The 22401-nt window shown below is 74.3% G+C and carries 19 protein-coding genes; 17 read left to right on the forward strand and 2 right to left on the reverse strand.

What is annotated here, in order from left to right:
• Nucleotides 1–380 precede the first annotated feature (380 nt).
• Entirely contained in the window at nucleotides 381–1538 is a 1158-nt protein-coding gene (locus QK440_RS10170) for a sensor histidine kinase (protein WP_282792694.1), read from the forward strand.
• Entirely contained in the window at nucleotides 1535–2224 is a 690-nt protein-coding gene (locus QK440_RS10175; RefSeq protein ID WP_190139484.1) for a response regulator transcription factor, read from the forward strand. The genes QK440_RS10170 and QK440_RS10175 overlap by 4 nt, the downstream gene beginning before the upstream one ends.
• A gap of 67 nt (nucleotides 2225–2291) precedes the next feature.
• On the opposite strand, the gene QK440_RS10180 is transcribed toward QK440_RS10175, so the two are convergent.
• The gene (locus QK440_RS10180) at nucleotides 2292–2717 is read right to left on the reverse strand and encodes a hypothetical protein (protein ID WP_282792695.1); all 426 of its coding nucleotides are present in this window, start codon (nucleotides 2715–2717) and stop codon (nucleotides 2292–2294) included.
• A gap of 295 nt (nucleotides 2718–3012) precedes the next feature.
• Here QK440_RS10180 and QK440_RS10185 point away from each other — a divergent pair, with 295 nt between their 5' ends.
• From QK440_RS10185 to QK440_RS10230, 10 genes are all read left to right on the forward strand, one after another.
• A complete protein-coding gene (locus tag QK440_RS10185) occupies nucleotides 3013–4008 on the forward strand; it encodes a helix-turn-helix domain-containing protein (RefSeq protein ID WP_282792696.1) in 996 nt (331 codons plus the stop codon).
• Complete coding sequence (locus QK440_RS10190; RefSeq protein WP_282792697.1) at nucleotides 4005–4949, forward strand: XRE family transcriptional regulator; 945 nt, start codon at nucleotides 4005–4007, stop codon at nucleotides 4947–4949. Before QK440_RS10185 ends, QK440_RS10190 begins: the two co-directional genes overlap by 4 nt.
• Nucleotides 4950–5601: 652 nt before the next feature.
• Complete coding sequence (locus QK440_RS10195) at nucleotides 5602–6834, forward strand: XRE family transcriptional regulator (protein WP_282792698.1); 1233 nt, start codon at nucleotides 5602–5604, stop codon at nucleotides 6832–6834.
• Between the two features lie 410 nt (nucleotides 6835–7244).
• Complete coding sequence (locus QK440_RS10200; protein ID WP_282792699.1) at nucleotides 7245–8234, forward strand: malate dehydrogenase; 990 nt, start codon at nucleotides 7245–7247, stop codon at nucleotides 8232–8234.
• Nucleotides 8235–8516: 282 nt separating this feature from the next.
• Complete coding sequence (locus QK440_RS10205) at nucleotides 8517–10472, forward strand: hypothetical protein (RefSeq protein ID WP_282792700.1); 1956 nt, start codon at nucleotides 8517–8519, stop codon at nucleotides 10470–10472.
• Nucleotides 10469–10948, forward strand: coding sequence for a hypothetical protein (locus QK440_RS10210; protein WP_282792701.1), 480 nt, complete (start codon nucleotides 10469–10471; stop codon nucleotides 10946–10948). The genes QK440_RS10205 and QK440_RS10210 overlap by 4 nt, the downstream gene beginning before the upstream one ends.
• A gap of 4 nt (nucleotides 10949–10952) precedes the next feature.
• Nucleotides 10953–11759 carry a hypothetical protein gene (locus QK440_RS10215; protein ID WP_282792702.1) on the forward strand — a complete coding sequence of 269 codons (807 nt, stop codon included), beginning with the start codon at nucleotides 10953–10955 and terminating at the stop codon, nucleotides 11757–11759.
• 75 nt (nucleotides 11760–11834) lie between these two features.
• A complete protein-coding gene (locus tag QK440_RS10220; RefSeq protein ID WP_282792703.1) occupies nucleotides 11835–12782 on the forward strand; it encodes a LysR family transcriptional regulator in 948 nt (315 codons plus the stop codon).
• 114 nt (nucleotides 12783–12896) lie between these two features.
• Entirely contained in the window at nucleotides 12897–13163 is a 267-nt protein-coding gene (locus tag QK440_RS10225) for a helix-turn-helix transcriptional regulator (RefSeq protein ID WP_282792704.1), read from the forward strand.
• Entirely contained in the window at nucleotides 13145–13669 is a 525-nt protein-coding gene (locus QK440_RS10230; RefSeq protein ID WP_282792705.1) for a hypothetical protein, read from the forward strand. Before QK440_RS10225 ends, QK440_RS10230 begins: the two co-directional genes overlap by 19 nt.
• A gap of 46 nt (nucleotides 13670–13715) precedes the next feature.
• Here the strand turns inward: QK440_RS10230 and QK440_RS10235 are convergent, their stop codons facing one another.
• Nucleotides 13716–14546: a hypothetical protein gene (locus QK440_RS10235; protein WP_282792706.1), complete on the reverse strand. Its 831-nt coding sequence runs from the start codon at nucleotides 14544–14546 to the stop codon at nucleotides 13716–13718.
• Between the two features lie 196 nt (nucleotides 14547–14742).
• On the opposite strand from QK440_RS10235, the gene QK440_RS10240 reads away from it, so the two are divergent.
• The 5 genes from QK440_RS10240 (at nucleotide 14743) to QK440_RS10260 (ending at nucleotide 22301) form a co-directional block, all read left to right on the forward strand.
• Nucleotides 14743–16245 (forward strand): aldehyde dehydrogenase family protein, encoded by a 1503-nt coding sequence (locus QK440_RS10240; protein WP_282792707.1) that lies wholly within the window; start codon nucleotides 14743–14745, stop codon nucleotides 16243–16245.
• 324 nt (nucleotides 16246–16569) lie between these two features.
• Complete coding sequence (locus QK440_RS10245) at nucleotides 16570–18126, forward strand: GMC oxidoreductase (protein WP_282792708.1); 1557 nt, start codon at nucleotides 16570–16572, stop codon at nucleotides 18124–18126.
• Nucleotides 18123–19364, forward strand: coding sequence for a glycine betaine/L-proline ABC transporter ATP-binding protein (locus QK440_RS10250; RefSeq protein WP_282792709.1), 1242 nt, complete (start codon nucleotides 18123–18125; stop codon nucleotides 19362–19364). The genes QK440_RS10245 and QK440_RS10250 overlap by 4 nt, the downstream gene beginning before the upstream one ends.
• A complete protein-coding gene (locus tag QK440_RS10255) occupies nucleotides 19364–21334 on the forward strand; it encodes an ABC transporter permease subunit (protein WP_282792710.1) in 1971 nt (656 codons plus the stop codon). Before QK440_RS10250 ends, QK440_RS10255 begins: the two co-directional genes overlap by 1 nt.
• A 1-nt stretch (nucleotide 21335) precedes the next feature.
• Nucleotides 21336–22301 carry an ABC transporter substrate-binding protein gene (locus QK440_RS10260; RefSeq protein WP_282792711.1) on the forward strand — a complete coding sequence of 322 codons (966 nt, stop codon included), beginning with the start codon at nucleotides 21336–21338 and terminating at the stop codon, nucleotides 22299–22301.
• Nucleotides 22302–22401 lie beyond the last annotated feature (100 nt).

Consider the following 22401-nt stretch of genomic DNA (forward strand, 5'->3'; position numbering starts at 1 on the left):
GTGCCGCCGTACCGGTCCGGCGTGTTCGCTCTCGCTGTCTCGGGCCTGCTGTGTCGTCGGTCCTGCGGTCTTCTTCGCCCTGCTGTGTTCTTCGTCCTGCGGTCTTCTTCGTCGTGCGGGTTTTTTGGGGCGCGGACCCGGTTCCCCCCGTGCTTCCCCCGTTCTCGGGTCCGCGCCCCCTTCCCCCGTGCGCGCCGTTCTGGTGGCGACGCGGGCGGTGGTGCTGAGCCAAGAAACTATGCGGCGGGGGCACCCGGCGTCGTCACGTGTCGGGTTGATGTTCGGCTACCGCGCCGGGCGTACGCGCCCGTCAGCTACAACTCCCGTAGTAGGCCGGGCGTTTGACGTTGACCCGCCGGTAGGCGCGTTACGCTGCGGCGATGCGACTCCGGCCGTGCACCGTCGACGCGCTGCTCGCCCTCGGGCAGGTGGTACTGCTGGCGTTGATCGGGCGGGGCGCGTACAACCTCGGATACCCCCCGCTCGACGTGCGCGGCTATCTGCTGGGGCTCCTCGTGATCCTGCCCACCCTGGTCCGCTCCCGGGCCCCGGTCGCCGTCTGCCTGGTGACGTACAGCACCTGGATGCTGTACATCCTCGCGGGCTACTGGCCGGTGGTGACGTGCTTCGGGCCCATGCTGTGCCTGTACACCGTCGCGGTGCTGCGTCCCACCCGCACCTCCGGCTACCTCGCGGTGCTGCTGTCCGCCATCTGGACGGTCGGCGGCGTCGGCCACGACGCCCGCTTCCTCGTGCCCGTCGCGGCGCAGTCGGTCTGTCTCAACGCCCTGACCTGGCGCATGGGTTACCTGGCGCGCCGCTCCGCCGAACTGGCCCGCAGGACGCGCGAGGAGCACCAGGAGAAGGCCCGCAGGGCGGTGGCGGAGGAGCGCGGGCGCATAGCGCGGGAGCTGCACGACGTGGTCGCCCACCACATGGCGGTGATCTCCGTGCAGGCGGGCCTGGCGAAGTTCGTCTTCGACTCCGACGCGCAGACCGCGCGCGGCGCGCTCGACACCATCGCCGGCACCAGCACCGAAGCCCTCGAGGAGATGCGGCGCATGCTGCGGGTGCTGCGCGCCCAGGAGGACGACGGGGTGGCGCCGGACGCCCCGATGCCGGGCCTCGCCCGCCTGGAGGAGATGGTGGACCGGGTCAGGGCGGGCGGTGTGCCCGTGGAGTTCCGGGTGGTCGGCACGCCCCGGCCGGTCGCGTCCGGCGTGGAGCTGTGCGCGTACCGCGTGGTGCAGGAGGCCCTCACCAACGTCCTCAAGCACGCGCGGCAGGCCAGCGCGACCGTCGAACTGCGCTACCACCGCGACCACATCGAGGTTTCGGTCACCGACGACGGCGAGGGGGTGATTCCGGACAGAGTGGAGCGGGGGCGGGGACACGGCTTGATTGGCATGCGGGAGCGGGCCAAGCTCTACGGCGGGACGATCAGCATCGGACCGCGCGGCACCGGGGGGTTCGCCGTCAGGCTGACACTCCCCACGTCGGCGCGGGCCGCACCGCCGGGAGACGACGCCATCGCATGAGCCCACACATCAGGGTGCTAGTCGCGGACGACCAGTTCCTCATCAGGGCCGGGCTCGTCGGCGTCCTGCGGGCCGCGCCCGGCATCGAGGTGGTGGGCGAGGCGGGCGACGGCGCCGAGGCCGTGGAACTGGCCGCGAGCACCCGGCCCGACGTGATCCTCATGGACATCCGCATGCCCGGCATGAACGGCATCACGGCCACCGAGCGCATCCTGGCCGCCGCCCCCGACCCGCCGCCGCGCGTCCTCGTCCTGACCACCTTCGACCTCGACGAGTACGTGTACGGGGCGCTGCGCGCGGGCGCGGCCGGGTTCCTGCTCAAGGACTCGGGGCCGGAGCGGCTGCTCGCCGCGGTGGCGGCGATCGGCAACGGCGACGCGCTGTTCGCGCCGAGCGTCACGCGCCGCCTGGTGGAGGCGTTCGCGCTGCGGGCCGGGGTGCCGCTGTCCGGGTACGCGCCGCCGCCCGCCCTGGACACGTTGACGGGGCGGGAGCTGGAGGTCCTGAAGCTGGCCGCGCGGGGCCTGTCCAACACCGAGATCGCCGACCGCCTCTACATCAGCGAGGCGACCGTCAAGACGCACCTGAACCGCGCGATGAACAAGCTGAACCTCGACACCCGGGCCCAGGCCGTGGTGCTCGCGTACGAGTCGGGCCTGGTGACGCCGGGCGGCTCGGACCTGTGACGCGCGGCGGCCCGCCCTCTCCCCCGAGCAGGGCGGACCGCCGTCGCGCTGCCGTACCCCCGAGGTCTCAGCAGGTCACGGTCTTGTCGTAGGAGCCGAGGGGCCAGCTGTGCCGCGCCCAGGCGCGGTGCTTCAGGGTGTGGCAGCGCGAGTCGGGCCCGCGCTTGACGACGACCTTCACCCGTACGGTGCGGCCGCACTTGTTGGTGACGGTGGCGGAGCGCCCGCTGACGGACCGCTGCACGCAGGCGGGCGCCGTGCCGAGCGGCCCGGCCTGCTCCGACGCGGCCCGGTCGGCACCGCCCTGCGGTGCCGGGGCGGCCACGGCCGGGGTGAGGGCGACGCCGCCGCTCAGCACGGCGGCGGCCAGGCAGAGGGCGGCTCTCCGGACGGCCCGGCCCCGCGGCCGTGACCCGGCCCCGCGGCCCCAGCCCGTGTCCCCCGCACCGGCGGGGCCCGTGGTGCGCGTATCGATGGATGTGGTGCTCGACATGGATGTTCTCCCCCGTGGACGTGATGGTGCCGGGTGGTACGCCCTCGACTGTGCCGAGCCGAATCGGTCAACAGCCAGAGCGGCTGGTCCTGTTGGGTCCCCCTGGGATGTCCCACGCGCTGACCTGCGAAGAAGCGGTCGCGGTGGGTGCGGGCGTGGGACGTGGGACGCGGCGTGAGTGGCCGGATCGATCGCGTGGGACGGCCCCCCGGGAACCGGAATTGGTGCATCCGGCATCTATGGGGCACACGGGGCCGTACGCCTCGGGGACCTTGCGACGCGTCGGGGGAGAGACATGCCGCGTTGGAAAGAACTGCCCGCGCGACTGGGGGAGCAGGAGCGTCAACTCCTGGTCCAGTTGCGCCGGATGAAGGACCACAGTGGACTCAGCCTGGCGTCGCTCGGCGCCAAGACCTCGTACAGCCGCTCCTCGTGGGAGCGGTATCTGAACGGCAAGAAGCCCGTGCCGCGCGCCGCCGTGGAGGAGCTGGCGCAGGTGTGCGGCGCCGACCCCACCCGCCTGCTCGTGCTGCACGAGGTTGCGCAGGTGGCGGGCGGCGGCGAGGCGCCGCGCGAGGACGCCGCCGCCGTCGCGGAACCGGCGGCCGACGCGCGGCCGGTGACACGTGAGAACGCCGCCGTGAGCGGCGCCGCACGCGCCGGTGACCCCGCGCCCCGGCAGGCGGCCCCGGCCCGCGAGGGCGCCGCCCCGCAGGAGGGCGCCACGCGACCCGAAGGCGCGGCCCCCGCCCGCGGTGGCGCGCCACGGGCGGGGGAGGGGCTTTCCGGAGCCGGAGCCGGAGCCGGAGCGGGAGCCGGTGCCGGTACCCCGCCGGGCGGGAGCGGCGGAACGGATTCCGCGACGGCGGCGGCCGGGCCCCGCACCGTGCGCCTGCGCACCGCGCTCGCCGCGCTCGCCCTGGCCGTGGCCGTCGCCTTCACCGGCGGTCTGCTCACCGGCCAGGCGGTGTGGGGGGACGGTGAGAAGGACGGCCGGGGCGCGTTCGCGTACGACAAGGGGCGGACGTACGAGTGCGAGAAGGAGCGCGCGAACGGCGTGCGGCAGGCCGGGTACTCCAGGACCATCCACGTGCTCCTGGACCGCGGCAGCACCGGCTGGGAGGTCGTCGAGGCCCAGTGCCTGCTGGCGCTGCACGGCTTCGGCTCCGGCGCGGTCGACGGCGCCTACGGCGACTCCACGAAGGCGGCCGCCAAGCGCTTCCAGCGGGCGCGCGACCTGGTGGCCGACGGGGTCGTCGGCCCCGACACCTGGCGGGAGCTGCGCAAGTGAGGCGGTGCGGGGCGTCGGAGCCGGGCGCGGGCGGGGGCGGGGCCGGGCCGGCCGCGGCGCCGCCCGCGTGCCTGCCCCTGGCCGGGGCCCTGCGGGAGCTGCGCGAGCGCACCGGCCTGAGCCTGGAGGCCCTCGGCCGCCGGACCGCGTACAGCAGGTCCTCCTGGGAGCGGTACCTCAACGGCAAGCAGCCCGTGCCGCGCAAGGCGGTCCTCGCGCTGTGCGCCCTCGCCGAGGAGCCGCCGGGCCGGCTGCTCGCCCTGTGGGAGCTGGCGGACGCCGCGTGGAGCGGGCGTTCGGCGCGCGGGGACAGCCGGGCCGTCGGCGCCCCCGGCGCGGGCGCCCGGACCCCGGACACCGCGGGGCCCTCTGCGGACGGCCCGGCGACGGACCTCGGCCCGGTCCCGCCGGGCCCTGCCGCCGGGCCGGACGAGGGCGGCCCCCGGCACCGCTGGACGACGGCGGCCCTCGGGGCCGCCGCCGTGGTGGTGGCCGTCGGCGGTGTGACGGCCGGGCTCGCCCTCACCGGCGGCGACGGCGGGCGGGACCAGGTGCGGACCGGGTCCACGGCGGGGCCCTACGAGCCGCGCTGCACCGGCGCGGCGTGCGAGGGCGAGCAGCCGCAGCGGATGGGCTGCGGCGGCCCGGGGCAGGTGGTGTCGCTCGTCACCCGCGGCTACGCCCCGGCGCGCCGCGTCGAGCTGCGCCTCGGCAAGGCGTGCGAGGCGGTGTGGGCGCGGGCGACCGGGCTGCTGCCCGGGGACCGGGTGGTGCTCACGCTGCCCGGGGCGAAGGCCAAGGAGGTGCGGGCCGAGAACGCGGGGGACACCCGTCGGTATCTGGCCACGCGCATGACGGCCCTGAAGGGCCGGGACCCTGGGGCCGCGCGGGTGTGCGTGACGCTCGCGGGCTCGGCGGCCGAGAAGTGCTTCTCGGTCTGACCGCCACCGAACCCGCAGGCGGGACGGGGGCGGCCGCACGGGACGGCGCCCGTCCTCTCCCCCGTGGGAGGACGGGCGCCGCCGCTGCACCGGGAGCGGGATGCGCGCTCACCGTGTGCGTTAAGCGTCATGGACGCGCCACATCGGCAGCAAGGGCGGCCGGTTCCCTGTGGCACGGAAGTGACCATTCCGCAACGCTGTTCCGGGCCCGCTACGGCTGCGCGACGACCTTGATCGACATGCCCGCCGGGCCGGTACGCACGTGAGCGCGTGACAGCCGCCGCCGGTGCCGCTCGGACCGTACGCGGGCACAGGGCGCTGCACGGGCACCGATGTGCCGACATCGGCGGGGGCGGCGCTGACGGGGACATCAGCGGGACACCAACGGGGACACCGGCAGGGACAACGGGGGCAACGGGGGTAACGGGGACAGCAGGGGGACACCGGTGGTCGTCGGGTGCGGGCCGCGGAGCGTACGACGGGGCGTATCCGGCCCAAATGCTCCCGTGCGCCCCTAAATTGGGAACTGCCATCCTGGCCCGGTGCATCTCTCTGGGTAGTCCAGAACCGGAGCGTTCGGGGGTCCGAGGGGCGCCGGTCCGGGGAGCACGACGCGTGGGGGACAAGCACGCACGGGGGGATAGGGGAAGCGATGCCTCGTTGGAAAGCGCTGCCGGACGATCTCGACCCACAGGTCAGGGAGTTCGCGAACCAACTGCGCGGGCTCGTCGACCGCAGCGGCCTCAGCGTCGCCGCCGTGGCGGACCGCACCGGCTACAGCAAGACGTCCTGGGAGCGCTATCTGAACGGGCGGCTGCTCGCTCCCAAGGGCGCCGTCGTCGCCCTCGCCGAGGTCACCGGCACGCCCGCCGTGCACCTCGTGACCATGTGGGAGCTGGCGGAGCGCGCCTGGAGCCGCTCCGAGATGCGGCACGACATGACGATGCAGGCGATCCGCATCTCCCAGGCCCGCGCGGCCCTCGGCCAACTCGCCGCGCCCGACCCGCCCAAGGCGAAGGGTGGCCGCCCGGGCAGGGCCCGCGGCGGTGTCGGCGCGGTGACCGGCGTGGCGGGCCCGGCGGGCGTCTCCCCGGTCGTGCCGCCGCGCCAGGAGGGCGTGCGGCACGGGGCGCCGGTGGCCGGAGGTGCCGGGGTGGGGCCGGCCGTCCAGGGCGCGGCGGCCCCGGGAGCGGTGCCGCCGCCCGCCGGCTCCTCGCTCTCCACGGCCTCCTCCGCGCCGTCCTCCCCCTCGTACGACGCCTCGGCGACGCCGCCCACGGCCGCGGCCTCCGCGCACGCCTCGGCCGCCACGGCGTACGGCGGCGGGGCCGGGAGCGTGCCCGTGGTGTCCGTGGGGCCCGACGGGAAGTCGCCCGACGGGCAGCGGCGCAAGCGGAAGCTGACGATGTTCCTCGCGGGGGTCGGGGGTGCGCTCGCCGTCATCGCGGCGGCGGTGTTCCTCACCGGCGTCGGCGACGACGGGGACGACGGCAGGGCAAAGCGGTCCGCCGCGCCCACGAGGTCCACGGCGGACCTGCCGCCGGGGGTGGAGTGCGGCGGGGCCGCGTGCGCGGGCAAGGACCCGGAGGACATGGGCTGCGGGGGCGAGTTCGCCCGTACGACGGCACGGGTGACGGTCGGCGCGAAGACGCTCGTCGAGGTGCGCCACAGCAAGGCCTGCGGGGCCGCGTGGGCGCGCATAACGCAGGCGCGGCCCGGGGACACGGTGCGGATCACCGGGGCGGGCCGGGGCGCGGGGAGCCGGCAGAGCGGGACGGTGGACGGGGACGCGGACGCGTACACGCCGATGGTGGCGGTCACCTCCCCCACCCAGGCCAAGGCCTGCGCAACCCTGACCACAGGCCAACGGGCCTGCACGAAGTGACAAAAAAGGGAAAGCGCGGGCGCCGGACCCGGCCGGGCGAAAGCCGGGGAGCCACGGGTGGGCGGGCGGGAAAGAGAACCCAAAAAACCGCCGAGGCCCCCGCATGACCCGCCCCCCACGGGGCAAGCGCCCCCTACCCCCACGGGAGTGGTCACACCCCCAAGGCGGCCGCCACTCCCCCCTCCTCAGGTGGCGGCCGCCAGGCGGGTCAGGTGGCGGCCGCCAGGCGGGCCCCCGCCCGGCAGGGCTGCGCCACCCCCTGCGGCCCCCGGCCGGACCAGGCGGTAGCCTGACCGCGGATCTCTCTTGATGCCAAGAGATCGATCATCGAAAAGCGATCGAGGCGGCGTCGGCGAGGATCCAGCACATGGGGCAGGGGCCCCGACCGCCGAGCTCTTACGGAGATCGCCATGACCCGCACTCCCGTGAATGTCACCGTCACCGGCGCGGCCGGCCAGATCGGCTACGCGCTGCTCTTCCGCATCGCGTCGGGCCACCTGCTCGGCGCCGACGTGCCGGTCAACCTGCGCCTGCTGGAGATCACCCCGGCGCTGAAGGCCGCCGAGGGCACCGCGATGGAGCTCGACGACTGCGCCTTCCCGCTGCTGCGCGGCATCGAGATCACCGACGACCCGAACGTGGCCTTCGACGGCGCCAACGTCGCCCTCCTCGTCGGCGCCCGCCCGCGCACCAAGGGCATGGAGCGCGGCGACCTCCTGGAGGCCAACGGCGGCATCTTCAAGCCGCAGGGCAAGGCCATCAACGACCACGCCGCGGACGACGTGAAGGTCCTGGTCGTGGGCAACCCGGCCAACACCAACGCGCTCATCGCGCAGGCCGCCGCCCCGGACGTACCGGCGGAGCGCTTCACCGCGATGACCCGCCTCGACCACAACCGCGCGATCTCGCAGCTCGCGAAGAAGACCGGCACCCCGGTCTCGGACATCAAGCGGCTCACCATCTGGGGCAACCACTCGGCGACCCAGTACCCGGACGTCTTCCACGCCCAGATCGCGGGCAAGAACGCCGCCGAGGTCGTCAACGACGAGCAGTGGCTGGCCGACACCTTCATCCCGACCGTCGCCAAGCGCGGCGCCGCGATCATCGAGGCCCGCGGCGCGTCCTCGGCCGCGTCGGCCGCGAACGCCGCGATCGACCACGTCCACACCTGGGTGAACGGCACCGCCGAGGGCGACTGGACGTCCATGGGCATCCCGTCGGACGGCTCGTACGGCGTCCCGGAGGGCCTGATCTCGTCCTTCCCGGTCACCACCAAGAACGGCACGTACGAGATCGTGCAGGGCCTGGAGATCAACGAGTTCTCCCGCGCCCGCATCGACGCCTCCGTCAAGGAGCTGGAGGAGGAGCGCGAGGCGGTCCGCTCCCTCGGCCTCATCTGAGCGACGTAGGCACCACGGGACGCGGACGGGCCGCACCCCGTACCCGCGTCCAGACGCGCCTGGACGCATCCGGGCGCGTCCGCACGCAGCGGACCGCGCCCGGACGCACCGCGGACGCGCGCACACGAGACGCCCCTGGTGGCCGTTCCCACGGCCACCAGGGGCGTTCGCCGTTCTCCCCGCGACCGCCCCGGCACACCCGCCCCGCCCGCCTCGCCGGTCCGGAGGACAGCAGCCGGATTCCGCGTACGGGGCCGCCGCCGCGCCGCTACGGTGCCCGCCATGCGAGGCGACTCACCGCGCGACTACGCGCACACCGAGGCGACGCGGCTGCTGTGCGCCGGGGCGCGGACGAACGCGGACTTCCGCAGACGGGTCATCGGCGAACTCGTCGGCCACGCCGAGCGCCCGGTCGCGCCGCCGTTCGGCGCGGACGTGCTGCCGGTGCTCGCGCACGCGCTGCGCGCCCGGCGCGAGGAACTGGTCAGCGCGCTGCTGCTGCTCGCGGTGTGGGCGGGGTTCCTCGCCACCGACGCGGTGATGGCCTGGGACGCCGCGAACGACCGCGCCGGCGGCGACGCGGGCCTGTCCTTCGGGGACGTGCTCCGGCTGCCCGTCGACGGGGGCGGCGACGGCGGCCCCGGGGGCGAGACCGGCGCCGTGCTGCCCGGCGGCTGGGCCCTCTGGTACGCGGCGGTCGTCCTGCTCCTGTGGTGCGGGCGGATCGTCTCCGGCCGCGACACCGGCACCGGGGCGCCGCTGCGGCCGGTGGCGCTGCCCGCGGTGCTGGCCTGGCTGCGGCGGCGGTTCGGGTGGCTGGTGACGTTCCAGGCCTGGGTGTTCGCCGTCGCGTACGGGGTCGCGGCGCTCGACGGCATCGCCGACACGCCGTACCCGGTGATCTTCCCGCTGCTTGTGGCGGCGGTCGTCTGGCGCCACCGGTTCCGCGCCGAGCGGGCGCTGCGGACGCAGCTCGGCCGGCAGGTGTTCGCCGAGACCGAGCAGCCCCTCCTGCCCGCGCGGTACGCGGGCATCGCCGCGCGCGTGCGCCGCGAACAGGCCGCCCCGCTCACCCTCTACGACGTCAACCGCCCCTTCGTCGGCGCCGGGACGCCCCGCAAGCCGTGGTCCGTGGTCCTGGAGCTGAAGCGCGACGACACGAGGGACACGGCGGGGGGCCTGCCGGGGCAGGGCGCCCGCGTCCCGCTCTCCGCCCGTGACGTCCTCACCATGATCGAGCCCCGGCTGCGGGCCCTGCGCAGCTCGGCGGGGGCCACGAGCAAGGACCGGCTGCGGCACCTGGAGATCGACGAGTTCGTGTACCTGCCGGCGGGCGCGGGCCGCGACGAGCGGCTGTACACGGGCGACGGCGACGAGACCGCGCTCGTGTACGACGCCGAGCAGGCGCGGCGGCACCTCGCCGGCGCGGTGGGCGAGGGCGGGGAGGCCCGGCGCCACTTCCTGCGGCTGCGGGTCGGCTCCTGGAACGAGCAGGTCGTGGTCTCGCTCCTGGTCCGGGTGCACACCCAGGGCGGCATGCTGGTGCTCGAAGTGGTGCCGCACGTGCTCGGCCCCGTCCTGCCCGAGTTCCGCGAGGTCGACGCGGTCGCGGCGAGCGAGCCCGCGGGGCCGCTGCGGGACGCCGTACGGGCGTGCGTGGCCGGGCCCGCGTTCGGGGTGGCGCTCGGCATCGGCGCGCTGCGGGCGCTGCCGTCGCTGGGCGACGCGATCCGGCTGTGGTGCGCGGCCGGGGACGCCACGGAAACGGACGCGGAGCCACGGCGACCGGACGCGGGCGGTGCGCCCGACAAGCCCGGCCTGACGCAGCGGTTGACCAAGTCCGGCGCGGCGGAAGCGCACCACGGCGTCAAGGGTGTCGCCCCCGCGCGCCCGCTGCCTCCCGCCGTGCGCGCACTGCGGGCCCTCGGCGCCCGCGCCCTGCCCGCGCGCACCGCGCCCCCCGACGCCCCGCTGGTCTCGCTGCGCCAGCTCGCGGCCACGGACGAGCTGTCCCTGTTCCAGGAGATGGACGTCGCCCGGTACACGAAGACCCTCCAGGACCGCATCGGCGAGGGCGTGCGCGACGCGCTGCGGCGCAGCGGCTACCGCACGGACCGCCTGGAGCAGAACATCACGCAGATCAACAACAGCGGCGTGTACATCAACGAGATGTCCGGCGGCGCCCTCGCCACGGGCACCCACGGCCAGGCCACCCACACGGAGAAGAGCACGGTATGAGCGACGACGCGCACGACGGCACCGACGGCCACACAGCAGGGAACGGCGGCGGGAACCGGGGCGGCGGCACCGGTGCGAGCGGCACCGGTGGGAGCGGGAGCGGGGCCGGGAGCGGCGGGACGACGGTCACCATCAACGCCATCAACGGCGGCTCCCAGGCCTTCGGCGAGCACGGCACGGCGGAGTCCACCAACTACACCACCGTCGTGGCCCGGCCGGAGTACGCGGACCTGCTCACGGCGGTACGCCGCCTGCGCCGGGACCTCGCGGGCGGGGCACGCGCGGCCGGGGACGAGGACCTCGACGCCGAACTCGCCGCCGTGGAGGGCGAGATCACGCGGACGGGGCGCAGCGGTCCGGGGCCGGTCGCGCGGGTGTGCGCGCACCTCGCGGCGTACGCGCCCGCCGCCGCGACGGCCGCGTCCGTGACGGCCGTCCTCCAGGCCCTCGCCCAGCTCCCGCAGCTCCCGGGCTGAGCCGGTGCGTGTCTTCGACGAGGACCGGCAGGAGTGGGTCGGTCACGACCGGGAGCGGGAGATCGCCGCGCTGCACGCCCGGGACGCGCTGCGCCAGCAGGCCGCGCTGCGCGGGGTGGTCGCGGCCCTCGCGGCCTGCGGGGTCGCCTTCGGCGCCTGGGCGCTGGGCTGGAAGGACGAGCCGGAGCCGACGGCGTACCTCCTCGGGCCGCAGTCCGTGGCCGGCGAGCAGGGCGACCGGAGCGAGCAGGGCGACCAGGGCGGCGGGGCCTCGCCGTCGCCGGCGGACGGCGCGCCCTCCACGGCGGCGGTCCCGCCGCGCGGCTACGAGACCGTGACCGACCCCGAGGGGTTCCGGGTGGCCGTGCCGATCGGCTGGAGCCGCACCGCGGTGGAGTCGCTGCACGGCGGCATGTCCGTCGTCAACTTCCGTGACTACGGCGCCAACCGGCGGCTCCAGGTGTACGAGGTGAGCGAGCCGTCGCCGCAGGCGTCGTTCCGGGACTTCCTCGACGACACGAAGGTGCCGAAGTCCCCGGCGTTCCGGAAGCTGTCGCTCAGGACCCTCGGGGACGGCACGCGGCCCGCGGCGCGGCTCACGTACGTGACGGGCCGCATCGACGGCGAGCCGGACGTCGGCACCTGGTACGTCGTGGACCACCGCTTCGAGGCGGCGGACGGCAAGCGGTACGCGCTCGTGGGCTACGGGGCGCGGGCCGCGGGCCTGGACGAGGTCAAGACCCTGGTGACCACCGCCCTGACCTGGTTCTGCCCGCCGAACACCGTGTGCCCCGACCCCGGGACCGGCTGACCCGCGCCCGGGGGCGCGCCGTAGGCTCGGCCGGTACCCGCCGTCCGGCGCAGCCTTCGTGAGGAGGGGTGACGCGTGCCGCGATCCGGTGAGCCGGGGCCCGCGCCCCGCCCCGACGTCGACCTGAACCTGCTGCTCGCCCTCGACGCTCTGCTCGACGAGGGCAGCGTGCGTGGCGCGGCCCGGCGCCTGCACCTGTCCGAGCCCGCGATGAGCCGGACGCTCGGCCGCATCCGCAAGGCGCTCGGCGACCCGGTCCTGGTGCGGGCGGGCCACGCCATGGTGCCCACGCCGTACGCGCTGGCGGTGCGCGCGGAGGTCGGGGCGGTGGTGGAGCGGGCCCGCGCGGTGTTCGCCGGGCCCGGGGCGCAGGACCTGCGGACCGTCGAGCGGACGCTCACCGTCGTGGGCCAGGACTCGCTGGCCGCCGCGTTCGCCCCGGCGCTGTTCGCCCGGGCGGCCGAGGAGGCGCCCGGGGTGCGGCTGCGCTTCCTGCCGGAGAGCCGGCTCGACGCGCCCCTGCTGCGCGAGGGCGCCGCGGACCTGGAGGTCGGCGTCATCGACACGGTCGCGCCCGAGCTGCGGGTCGAGCGCTTCCGCGAGGACGTCATGGTCGGCGTCGTACGGCCCGGACACCCGCTCCTGGAGGGGCGGATGACGCCGCGCCGGTTCGCGGCCGCGGACCATCTGACGGTGTCCCGCAAGGGCCGCATGACCGGGCCGCTCGACGCGGCGCTCGCCGAACGGGGCCTTCAACGGCGGGTGGTGGGCACCGTGGCCACGTACCCGGCGTCGCTGTTCATCCTGTTGCGCACCGACCTGGTGGGCCTGGACACCTCCTGGTCGCGGCCGCTGACCGACGCCCTGGGCCTGGTCACCTTCCCGGTCCCGCTGGAGCTGCCGCCGCTGGCCCTCGCCATGGCCTGGCACCCGCGCCACGACGCGGACCCGGCGCACGCCTGGCTGCGGGGGTGCGTACGGGACGTGGTGCGCCAGGGCCCGGAGTCCGTCAGGCCAGGGTGAAGGCCGCGGCCGCCGGGGTGCTGTGAATGCTGGGCCTGTTGCGCCTGCTGTTGGATGACGCCGCGCGAGGGCGAGCTGTTGCTGTCACGCTGCCGAATGTAGTACTTCTTATACATGAGCGAGCAGGTCCACAACAGGCTGGCCGTGGTGCGCGCCGAGCGAAAGGTGTCGCGCCAGAGCCTGGCCGAGGCCGTGGGGGTCCACTACCAGACCATCGGCTACATCGAGCGGGGGCAGTACAACCCGAGCCTCGACCTCGCCCTGAAGATCGCGCGGTACTTCGGGCTCCCCGTCGAGGCGCTGTTCTCCTTGGAGCCGTTCCGCCCGCTCACGGACGAGCTGTACGGGAAGGACCACCAGACATGGCGCAGCAGCAGATGACCTCGTACGACCGGCGGATGCACGCCCTGATGAACCGGGCCGATGCCGGGTCCTTCCGCCGCTCCGCCGCCCGGCGCCGCGCCGTGGTGTGCGCGCACATCGCCCTGACGGCGGGGGCCGTCGCGGCCTGGCTGGCCACCGTGGTCGGCGAGTCGACGTGGGGGGTGCTGGTGATGTTCGGCCTGCTGGTGCCCTGGTGCGTGGCCACCGGGATCATCAACGGCACCACCCGCGGCCTGCTGGAGCTGCGGCCGCGCGCCCTCGACGAGCGCCAGCGCGCCGAGAGGGACCGGGTGCGGGCCCGCGCCCAGCAGATCATGCTGTGGCTGCTGCTTGCCGCCGTGGCCGGCACGGGCGTCGCCGGGTTCTCCGGGGTGGAGGTCAAGGCGCTGGTGTTCCAGGTGATGTTCTGCGCCCTCGTCACGCACTGGCTGATGCCGATGTGGGTGGCGGCCCTGTCCGTACGGGACGAGCCCGCCGACGAGCCCGCCGACGGCCTGGCCTGACCCCGCCCGCCCCCCAGCCCCCCGCGGCCCCGCCCGCCCCGTGGCCTCACGGCTGCCGCAGCCGCTCCTGCAGCTTGGCGATGTCCACCGACTCCTTCGCCGCGGGCGTCCTGACCGGGACCGGCTCGTCGTAGTCCGAGAACGTCGTCGTCCGGTCGGAGTCGCCGTCCTTCTCCGTGGCGCGGATCGGGTACGGCTTCCCCTCCGACGCCACGTACAGGGCCTTGTCCGTGCCGTCCTCGGTCGCCGTCAGCGGGATGACCCGCGTGCCGGCGACCGTCGTCCCGCCGCCCTTCCTCAGGCCCTTGCTCTCCTCGGCGTCGTCGTCGACGCCGCTGCGGAGCTCCTTGAGGTCGCAGATCTCGGAGAGGTCCCTGAGCATCTCGTCGCGCGTGCTGCCGTGGAGGTAGCGGCCCTCGAACAGCTCGGCCGCCGCCGCGCCACGGCCGCGCGGCAGCTGGCTCCTCCAGAACGCGTCGTCCGGCTTCAGCCAGACCTTCTCGCCCCGCTTCACCAGCTCGGCCCGGCCCCCGCCGCGGGCGAAGCCGATGGTTCCGGCGCAGTTGCCGTCCCGGTCGAGGGCGAGGTCCATGTGCGCCGGGTCGTCCTTCTCGCCGTCCGTGCTCCGGTCCTCCACCTTGATGTGCACGGACTTGGCGCCGAGCAGCGCCCGCTTCGCCCTGTCGGAGATCTCCCGGGCGCTCAGCGCCGCGGTGCCCCGGTCCCCCTGGCCCGCCTTGCCGCCCCTCTTGCCCTTGCCGTCGCCGTCGCCGCCACCGTCGTCGTCCGACGAACACGCGGGCACCAGCAGCGCCAGCGCCGCCGTCACGCAGACCGCGCTCGCGGCGCGCCCCCGCGTCCGAGACATTCGTGCCATAACGCCACCTCCAGTGACAGAACGTGCTTCCCGCGTACGTTTCACCCCGTCTACCCAGGCAGGCAGTGACACAGCGCACTTTCGGCCACTGATTCGGCATGGAATTTCCCCGGTCAGGGGAGGTGCACCCGGCCACCACAGGTGACCAGGTGGGGCATGAGGTGAGAAAGTGCCAGGAACGGAAGGCAACAGGGACGTGTCCGCACAGAAGACCATCCACGTCGGCGGCGCTTGGCGCGCGGCGGCATCCGGCGCCACGCGCGAGATCGTCGACCCGGCGGACGGAAAGCCCTTCGCGCTGATCGCCGAGGGCGGCGCCGAGGACGCGGACGCCGCGATCGCGGCCGCCCGGCAGGCCTTCGACGAGGGCCCCTGGCCGGACACGCCCGTCGCCGAGCGCGCCGCGCTGCTGCGCCGCGTCGCCGACCTGCTGGTCCGCGACCGCGAGGAGATCGGCCTGCTGGAGAGCCGGGACGCGGGCAAGACCCTGGAGGAGGGCCGCGTCGACGTCGACTGCGTGGCCGACGCCTTCCGGTACTTCGCCGACCTCGTGGTCGGCGAGGGCGCGGGCCGCGTGGTGGACGCCGGGTCCGACGACGTCCACAGCGTCGTCGTGCACGAGCCCGTCGGCGTCTGCGCGATGATCACGCCCTGGAACTACCCCCTGCTCCAGGCCAGTTGGAAGATCGCCCCCGCGCTCGCGGCCGGGAACACCTTCGTCGTCAAGCCCAGCGAGGTCACGCCGCTCACCACGGTCGCGCTCGTCGAGCTGCTCGTCGAGGCGGGCCTGCCCGAGGGCGTCGCCAACGTCGTCACCGGCCCCGGCCACACCGTCGGCGCCCGGTTCGCCGAGCACCCCGACGTGGACCTGGTGTCGTTCACCGGCGGCCTCGTCTCCGGCACCAAGGTCGCCCAGGCCGCCGCGCTCGGCGTGAAGAAGGTGGCCCTGGAGCTCGGCGGCAAGAACCCGAACGTCGTCTTCGCCGACGCCTGCGCCACCGACGAGGGCTTCGACACGGCCGTCGACCAGGCCCTCAACGCCGCCTTCATCCACAGCGGCCAGGTCTGCTCCGCCGGCGGGCGCCTCATCATCGAGGAGTCGGTGCGCGAGCGCTTCGTCGCCGAACTCGCCCGCCGCGCCGAGCGGATCAGGCTCGGCCGGGGCACCGAGGACGGCGTCGAGGTCGGCCCGATGGTCTCCAAGGAGCAGCGCGAGAAGACCGAGGCGTACGTGGCCTCCGCCCTGCGGGAGGGCGCGGTGCTCCGCTGCGGCGGCAAGCGCCCCGAGCCGAGCGACGTCCGCCCCGCCACCGGCTACTTCTACGAGCCGACCGTCCTGGACGGCTGCCACCGCGGGATGAAGGTCGTCCGCGAGGAGGTCTTCGGCCCGGTCCTGACCGTGGAGACCTTCCGCACCGAGGACGAGGCCCTGGCCCTCGCCAACGACACCGAGTACGGGCTCGCGGGCGCCGTGTGGACCACCGACTCCGGCCGCGCCCGCCGCATGGCCCGCCGGATGCGCCACGGCACGATCTGGATCAACGACTTCCACCCCTACCTGCCGCAGGCGGAGTGGGGCGGCTTCGGCAAGAGCGGCGTCGGCCGCGAGCTGGGCCCGGCAGGACTCGCCGAGTACCGCGAGGCCAAGCACGTCTACGAGAACCTGGCGCCCGCCCCGGTGCGCTGGTTCAAGGGCTGAGCCCCGAGGGCCCACCGCGGGGCCGCACCCGGGCGCACCCGCCCCGAGGAGCCCGCGGTGGGCCGGCCGCTCAGCCGCCCGCCCAGCCACCCGCCACGGGGCCCGCGAGCCCCCGCGGCCTCCCCGGCCCCTTTCACCACGGAGGGTTCACCGCCGAGCCCTCCCGCGGTTCAATGCCGGTCCCCGGACCGGCGCGGCGCCGATCCCGCGACAGGCCCGGCGCCCGGCCCCCGCACCCCCCCTTACGCACACCTCCCTTCTACGCACACCCCGCACACCCCCTTACGCGCAAGCACCTTGGCAGCGACGAGGAGCAGTACCGCCATGACTGAAACGTCCGACCACCCGCAGGCCCCCACCGAGTTCGACTACGTGATCGTCGGCGGCGGCACCGCCGGATCGGTGATCGCCTCACGCCTGACCGAGAACCCCGGCGTCACCGTCGCGGTGATCGAGGGCGGCCCGAGCGACATCGACCGCGAGGACGTCCTGACGCTGCGCAAGTGGCTCGGCCTCCTCGGCGGCGAGCTCGACTACGAGTACACGACCACCGAACAGCCCCGGGGCAACTCGCACATCCTGCACAGCCGCGCCAAGGTGCTCGGCGGCTGCTCCTCGCACAACACGCTGATCTCCTTCAAGCCGCTGCCGTCCGACTGGGACGAGTGGGAGGCGGCCGGTGCCACCGGCTGGAACGCGAAGGCGATGGACCCCTACTTCGGCAAGCTGCGCAACAACATCGTGCGCGTGGCCAAGAAGGACCAGAACCAGATAGCCACCGACTGGATCGAGGCCGTCAAGGAGGCCCTGGACGTCCCCGAGGTCGTCGGCTTCAACGACCGGCCGTTCGACGAGGGCGTCGGCTTCTTCGACCTCGCCTACCACCCGGAGAACAACAAGCGCTCCTCGGCGTCCGTGGCCTACCTCCACCCGCACATGGAGGCCGGTGACCGCCCCAACCTCCACCTGTTCCTGGAGACGTGGGCGTACAAGCTCCAGCTCGACGGCAGGAGGGCGCGCGGCGTGCACGTCCGCGCCAAGGACGGCGCGGAGCGGCTGCTGTCCGCCCGCCGCGAGGTCCTGGTCTGCGCCGGCGCCGTCGACACCCCGCGGCTGCTGCTGCACTCCGGCATCGGCCCGCGGAAGGACCTCGAAGCGCTCGGCATCCCCGTCGTCCACGACCTGCCGGGCGTCGGCGAGAACCTCATCGACCACCCGGAGTCGGTCATCGTCTGGGAGACGAACGGGCCGATCCCCGGCAACTCCGCGATGGACTCCGACGCGGGCCTGTTCGTGAAGCGGGACCCGGAGCACAAGGGCCCCGACCTGATGTTCCACTTCTACCAGATCCCGTTCACCGACAACCCGGAGCGCCTCGGCTACGAACGCCCCGAGCACGGCGTGTCGATGACCCCGAACATCCCCAAGTCCCGCTCCCGCGGCCGCCTCTACCTCACCTCCGCCGACCCCGAGGTCAAGCCCGCCCTGGACTTCCGGTACTTCGAGGACGAGGACGACTACGACGGGCGTACCCTCGTGGACGGGATCAAGCTGGCCCGCAAGGTCGCCGAGGCCGAGCCGTTCAGGAAGTGGCTCAAGCGCGAGGTCTTTCCCGGCCCGCACGTCACCGACGACGCCGAGATCGGCGAGCTGGTCCGCAAGGCCGCGCACACCGTCTACCACCCGGCGGGCACCTGCCGAATGGGCGCCTCCACTGATGAACTCGCCGTCGTGGACCCGGAGCTGAGGATCAGGGGCCTCGAAGGAATCCGTATCGCGGACGCATCCGTCTTCCCGACGATGCCCGCCGTGAACCCGATGATCGGAGTGCTCATGGTCGGGGAGAAATGTGCCGAGATCCTGGGGGGTGACGGCCGATGAACGCAGCCGCCACCACCCCCCGCACCGGCTCCGCCCAGGAGTCCGCCCCCGCGGCGGCCCCCGTCTTCACGGTCCGGAACCTGTGGAAGGTCTTCGGTCCGAAGGCCGAACGCGTCCCCGGCGACCCGGAGTTGACCGCTCTCACCCCCACCGGGCTGCGCGAGCGCACCGGCTGCACCGCCGCCGTACGGGACGTGTCCTTCGACGTGCACAAGGGCGAGGTCTTCGTCGTCATGGGCCTGTCGGGCTCCGGCAAGTCCACCCTGGTCCGCTGCCTGACCCGGCTCATCGAGCCGACGTCCGGGTCCGTCGCCATCGACGGCGAGGACGTCCTCGCGATGGACAAGAACCGGCTGCGCGAGCTGCGCCGCCACCGCGCGTCCATGGTCTTCCAGCACTTCGGCCTGCTCCCGCACCGCTCGGTCCTCGACAACGTGGCGTACGGCCTGGAGATCCAGGGCGTCGGCAAGGCCGAGCGGCGCGAGAGGGCCGCCGAGGTCGTCGCCAAGGTGGGCCTCGAGGGCCTGGAGGCGCGCAGGCCCGGGCAGCTCTCCGGCGGCCAGCAGCAGCGCGTCGGCCTGGCCCGCGCCCTCGCCGCCGACCCCGAGGTCCTGCTCTTCGACGAGCCGTTCAGCGCGCTCGACCCGCTGATCCGCCGCGACATGCAGGAGGAGGTCGTGCGCCTGCACCGCGAGGAGGGCCGCACGATGGTCTTCATCACGCACGACCTCAGCGAGGCCCTCAAGCTCGGCGACCGCATCGCCCTGATGCGCGACGGCCGCGTCGTCCAGCTCGGCACGCCCGAGGAGATCGTCGGCTCCCCGGCCGACGACTACGTCCGCGACTTCGTCCGGGACGTGCCGCGCGAGCACGTCATGACGGTCCGCCGCGCCATGCGCCCGCTCGACCCCGCCTGCGCCGACGACGGCCGCGGCCCGGCCGTCGCGCCCGACGCCACCGTCTCCGAGGCCATCGAGGCCGTCGCCCGCTCCGGCTTCCCCGCCCGCGTGATGGACGAGGGCCGCTGCCTGGGCGTGGTCGACCAGGAGCGGCTGCTCGGCGTGGTCGCGGGCGTGGACCCGGCCCCGGCCGCGCCCGCCGTGCCCACCGGTTCCGCCGCCCCCTCCGCCCCGGTCCGGCAGGCCGCGCCCACCAGGCAGCCCCCGGCGGCAGGGGAGGCCGGGCAGCCCCCAGCGGCCGGGAAGGCCGCGGACATACCCGGTGAGGTGACCGCCTGATGGCCTCCGCCACCGCGTCAACCTCCGTACGCGGCACCGGGCTCGGGGCCCTGCTCCGCCACCGCGCCGTGCACAAGCTCCTGCTGCTCGCCCTCGCGGCAGCGATCACCGTGCCGATCGTGAACGCCAAGTGGGCCTCCGGCGCCTGGCCGGACGCGCTCACCGTCGACCTGTCCGAGCCGCTCGGCAGGGCCAGCGACTGGATCATCGACAACCGCGACAGCCACCCGCTGTTCCTGTACTTCTTCGGCCACGTCTCCAACGCCGTGGTCCTCGCCGTGCGCGGCGTCTACCTGCTCCTGCTCGCCGCGGGCTGGGCGGGCGTCACCGCCGCCGCCGGACTGATCGCCTGGCGCGTCGCGGGCGTGAGGCTCGCCGTGACGGCCGCCGCCGCGTTCGGCGTCTGCGGGCTGCTCGGCATGTGGGTGCCGACCATGCAGACGCTGGCCCTGATGACCGTGGCCGTCCTCGCGTCCGTGGTCCTCGGCCTGCTGCTCGGCCTCGCGGGCGGCCTCAACGACCGGGTGTTCCGCATGATGCGGCCGGTCCTCGACACCATGCAGGTGCTGCCCGCCTTCGCCTACCTGCTGCCCGTCGTCCTCGTCTTCGGCATCGGCGTGCCCGCCGCCGTCCTCGCGACCGTCGTGTACGCGGCCCCGCCGATGGCCCGCCTGACGGCGCTCGGCCTGCGCGGCGCCGACGGCGGCGTGATGGAGGCCGTCGCCTCGCTCGGCGCGACCGCCCGCCAGCGCCTGCTGTCCGCACGCCTGCCGCTGGCCCGCAAGGAACTCCTCCTCGGCCTCAACCAGACCATCATGATGGCCCTGTCCATGGCCGTCATCGCCTCCGTGATCGGCGCGGGCGGCCTCGGCGACCGCGTCTACCAGGCCCTCGCCTCGGTCGACGTCGGCCAGGCCCTCGCCGCCGGCATCCCGATCGTGCTGCTCGCCGTCGTCCTGGACCGCGTCACCGGCGCGGCGGGTGAACGCCTGGGCGCCGACCGGCCCGAGGACACCTCGCCGCTGCGCGGCTGGCGCGGCTGGTCCGTGGCCGCCGCCGCGACCCTGGCCGCGGCGCTCGCCGCCCGGTTCGCCGGCCGCCTGGAGTGGCCGACGAGCTGGGTCGTGGCGATCGCCGAGCCGGTGAACACCGCCAAGGACTGGATGGTCGACCACCTCTACACCGGCGTCCCGGTCGTGGGCGGCACCGCCGACTGGGCCGCGCACTTTACCACGTACGTCCTGGACCCGCTGCGCGACGGCCTCCAGGGGCTGCCCTGGTGGTCGGTGCTCCTGATCGTCGCGGCGCTCGCCTGGGTGATCGGCACCTGGCAGACGGCGCTCACCGCGGTCCTCGCCATGGCGGCGATCGGCGTCCTCGGCGTCTGGAACGACTCCCTGGACACCCTCTCCCAGGTCATCGCGGGCGTGGCGGTCACCCTCGTCCTCGGCTTCGCGATCGGCGTCGCCGCCTCGCGCAGCAAGCGCCTGGAGAGCGTCCTGCGCCCCGTCCTGGACGTCTTCCAGACGATGCCGCAGTTCGTGTACCTGATCCCGGTGGTCGCGCTGTTCGGCGTGGGCCGCGCCCCGGCGGTCGCCGCCGCCGTGGTGTACGCGCTGCCCGCCGTCGTCCGCATCACCACGCAGGGCCTGCGCCAGGTCAGCCCCGGCGCGATGGAGTCCGCGAAGTCCCTCGGCGCCACGGACTGGCAGGTGCTGCGCCAGGTCCAGCTGCCGCTGGCCCGCCCGGCGCTGCTGCTCGCCGTCAACCAGGGCGTCGTCCTCGTCCTCGCGGTCGTCGTCATCGGCGGCCTCGTCGGCGGCGGCGCGCTCGGCTACAGCGTCGTCTTCGGCCTGGCCCAGGGCGACCTCGCGACCGGCCTGGTCGCGGGTGCCGCGATCGTCTGCCTCGGCCTGATGCTCGACCGGGTGACCCAGCCGACGGAACGCCGCGCGAAGAAGGGAGCGTGACATGCGTACACGCAAGCGAGTCGCCGCCGCCGTCGCGGCGTCCACGGCCCTGCTGACGCTGTCCGCCTGCGGCGCCGCCGACATGACCAAGCAGTCGTCCCCGTACGCCAACGCGGCGGGCGCGAAGACCGTGACCCTGTCCGTGCAGTCCTGGGTCGGCGCCCAGGCGGACGTCGCCGTGGCCAAGCGCATCCTGGAGAAGGAGCTGGGCTACCGCGTCGACACCGTCCAGATCGACGAGGTCCCCGCCTGGGACGCGCTCAGCCAGGGCCGCGTCGACGCCATCATGGAGGACTGGGGCCACCCCGAGCAGGAGCAGCGGTACGTCAAGGACAAGAAGACGATCGTCCCCGGCGGCGACGTCGGCGTCACCGGCCACATCGGCTGGTACGTCCCCACGTACTTCGCGAAGAAGCACCCCGACGTCACCGACTGGAAGAACCTCAACAAGTACGCGAAGGACTTCCGCACCCCGGAGTCCGGCGGCAAGGGCCAGCTGATGGACGGCTCCCCGTCCTACGTCACCAACGACAAGGCCCTCGTGAAGAACCTCGGCCTGGACTACAAGGTCGTCTTCGCGGGCTCCGAGGCGGCCCAGATCACCCAGATCGAACAGTTCGCCAAGCAGAAGAAGCCGTTCCTCACGTACTGGTACAAGCCCCAGTGGCTGTTTGAGAAGGTCCCCATGACGGAGGTCGAGCTCCCCGCCTACAAGGAGGGCTGCGACGCGGACCCCGCCGAGATCAGGTGCGCGTACCCGCACACGCCGCTCCAGAAGTACCTCAACGCGGACTTCGCGGAGAACGGCGGGAAGGCGGCGGAGTTCCTGAAGAACTTCAGGTGGTCGGAGTCCGACCAGAACGAGGTGTCCCTGATGATCGCCGACAAGAAGATGTCCCCCGAGGACGCGGCGGAACGATGGCTCTCCGCCAACGAGCCCAAGTGGAAGGCCTGGCTGCCTAGTTAAGCCCAGCGAACCAGGGGGCTCCGCCCCTGGACCCCCGCGATCGCGCTGCGCGCTCGGCGGAGAGTTCCAGCCCGTCCGGCGTTTGAGGACGAGGCCGGAG

The sequence above is a fragment of the Streptomyces sp. CC224B genome (genome assembly GCF_030010595.1).
Classification (GTDB): Bacteria; Actinomycetota; Actinomycetes; order Streptomycetales; family Streptomycetaceae; genus Streptomyces; species Streptomyces longispororuber.

Bases quoted from the DNA above. Each gene is read 5' to 3' on its own strand.
- QK440_RS10175 (WP_190139484.1), top strand. From the start codon at position 1,535: ATGAGCCCACACATCAGGGTGCTAGTCGCGGACGACCAGTTCCTCATC.
- QK440_RS10170 (WP_282792694.1), top strand. From the start codon at position 381: ATGCGACTCCGGCCGTGCACCGTCGACGCGCTGCTCGCCCTCGGGCAG.
- QK440_RS10230 (WP_282792705.1), top strand. From the start codon at position 13,145: ATGGCGCAGCAGCAGATGACCTCGTACGACCGGCGGATGCACGCCCTG.
- QK440_RS10245 (WP_282792708.1), top strand. From the start codon at position 16,570: ATGACTGAAACGTCCGACCACCCGCAGGCCCCCACCGAGTTCGACTAC.
- QK440_RS10185 (WP_282792696.1), top strand. From the start codon at position 3,013: ATGCCGCGTTGGAAAGAACTGCCCGCGCGACTGGGGGAGCAGGAGCGT.
- QK440_RS10225 (WP_282792704.1), top strand. From the start codon at position 12,897: ATGAGCGAGCAGGTCCACAACAGGCTGGCCGTGGTGCGCGCCGAGCGA.
- QK440_RS10200 (WP_282792699.1), top strand. From the start codon at position 7,245: ATGACCCGCACTCCCGTGAATGTCACCGTCACCGGCGCGGCCGGCCAG.
- QK440_RS10180 (WP_282792695.1), bottom strand. From the start codon at position 2,717: ATGTCGAGCACCACATCCATCGATACGCGCACCACGGGCCCCGCCGGT.
- QK440_RS10255 (WP_282792710.1), top strand. From the start codon at position 19,364: ATGGCCTCCGCCACCGCGTCAACCTCCGTACGCGGCACCGGGCTCGGG.
- QK440_RS10260 (WP_282792711.1), top strand. From the start codon at position 21,336: ATGCGTACACGCAAGCGAGTCGCCGCCGCCGTCGCGGCGTCCACGGCC.
- QK440_RS10195 (WP_282792698.1), top strand. From the start codon at position 5,602: ATGCCTCGTTGGAAAGCGCTGCCGGACGATCTCGACCCACAGGTCAGG.
- QK440_RS10235 (WP_282792706.1), bottom strand. From the start codon at position 14,546: ATGGCACGAATGTCTCGGACGCGGGGGCGCGCCGCGAGCGCGGTCTGC.
- QK440_RS10205 (WP_282792700.1), top strand. From the start codon at position 8,517: ATGCGAGGCGACTCACCGCGCGACTACGCGCACACCGAGGCGACGCGG.
- QK440_RS10250 (WP_282792709.1), top strand. From the start codon at position 18,123: ATGAACGCAGCCGCCACCACCCCCCGCACCGGCTCCGCCCAGGAGTCC.
- QK440_RS10210 (WP_282792701.1), top strand. From the start codon at position 10,469: ATGAGCGACGACGCGCACGACGGCACCGACGGCCACACAGCAGGGAAC.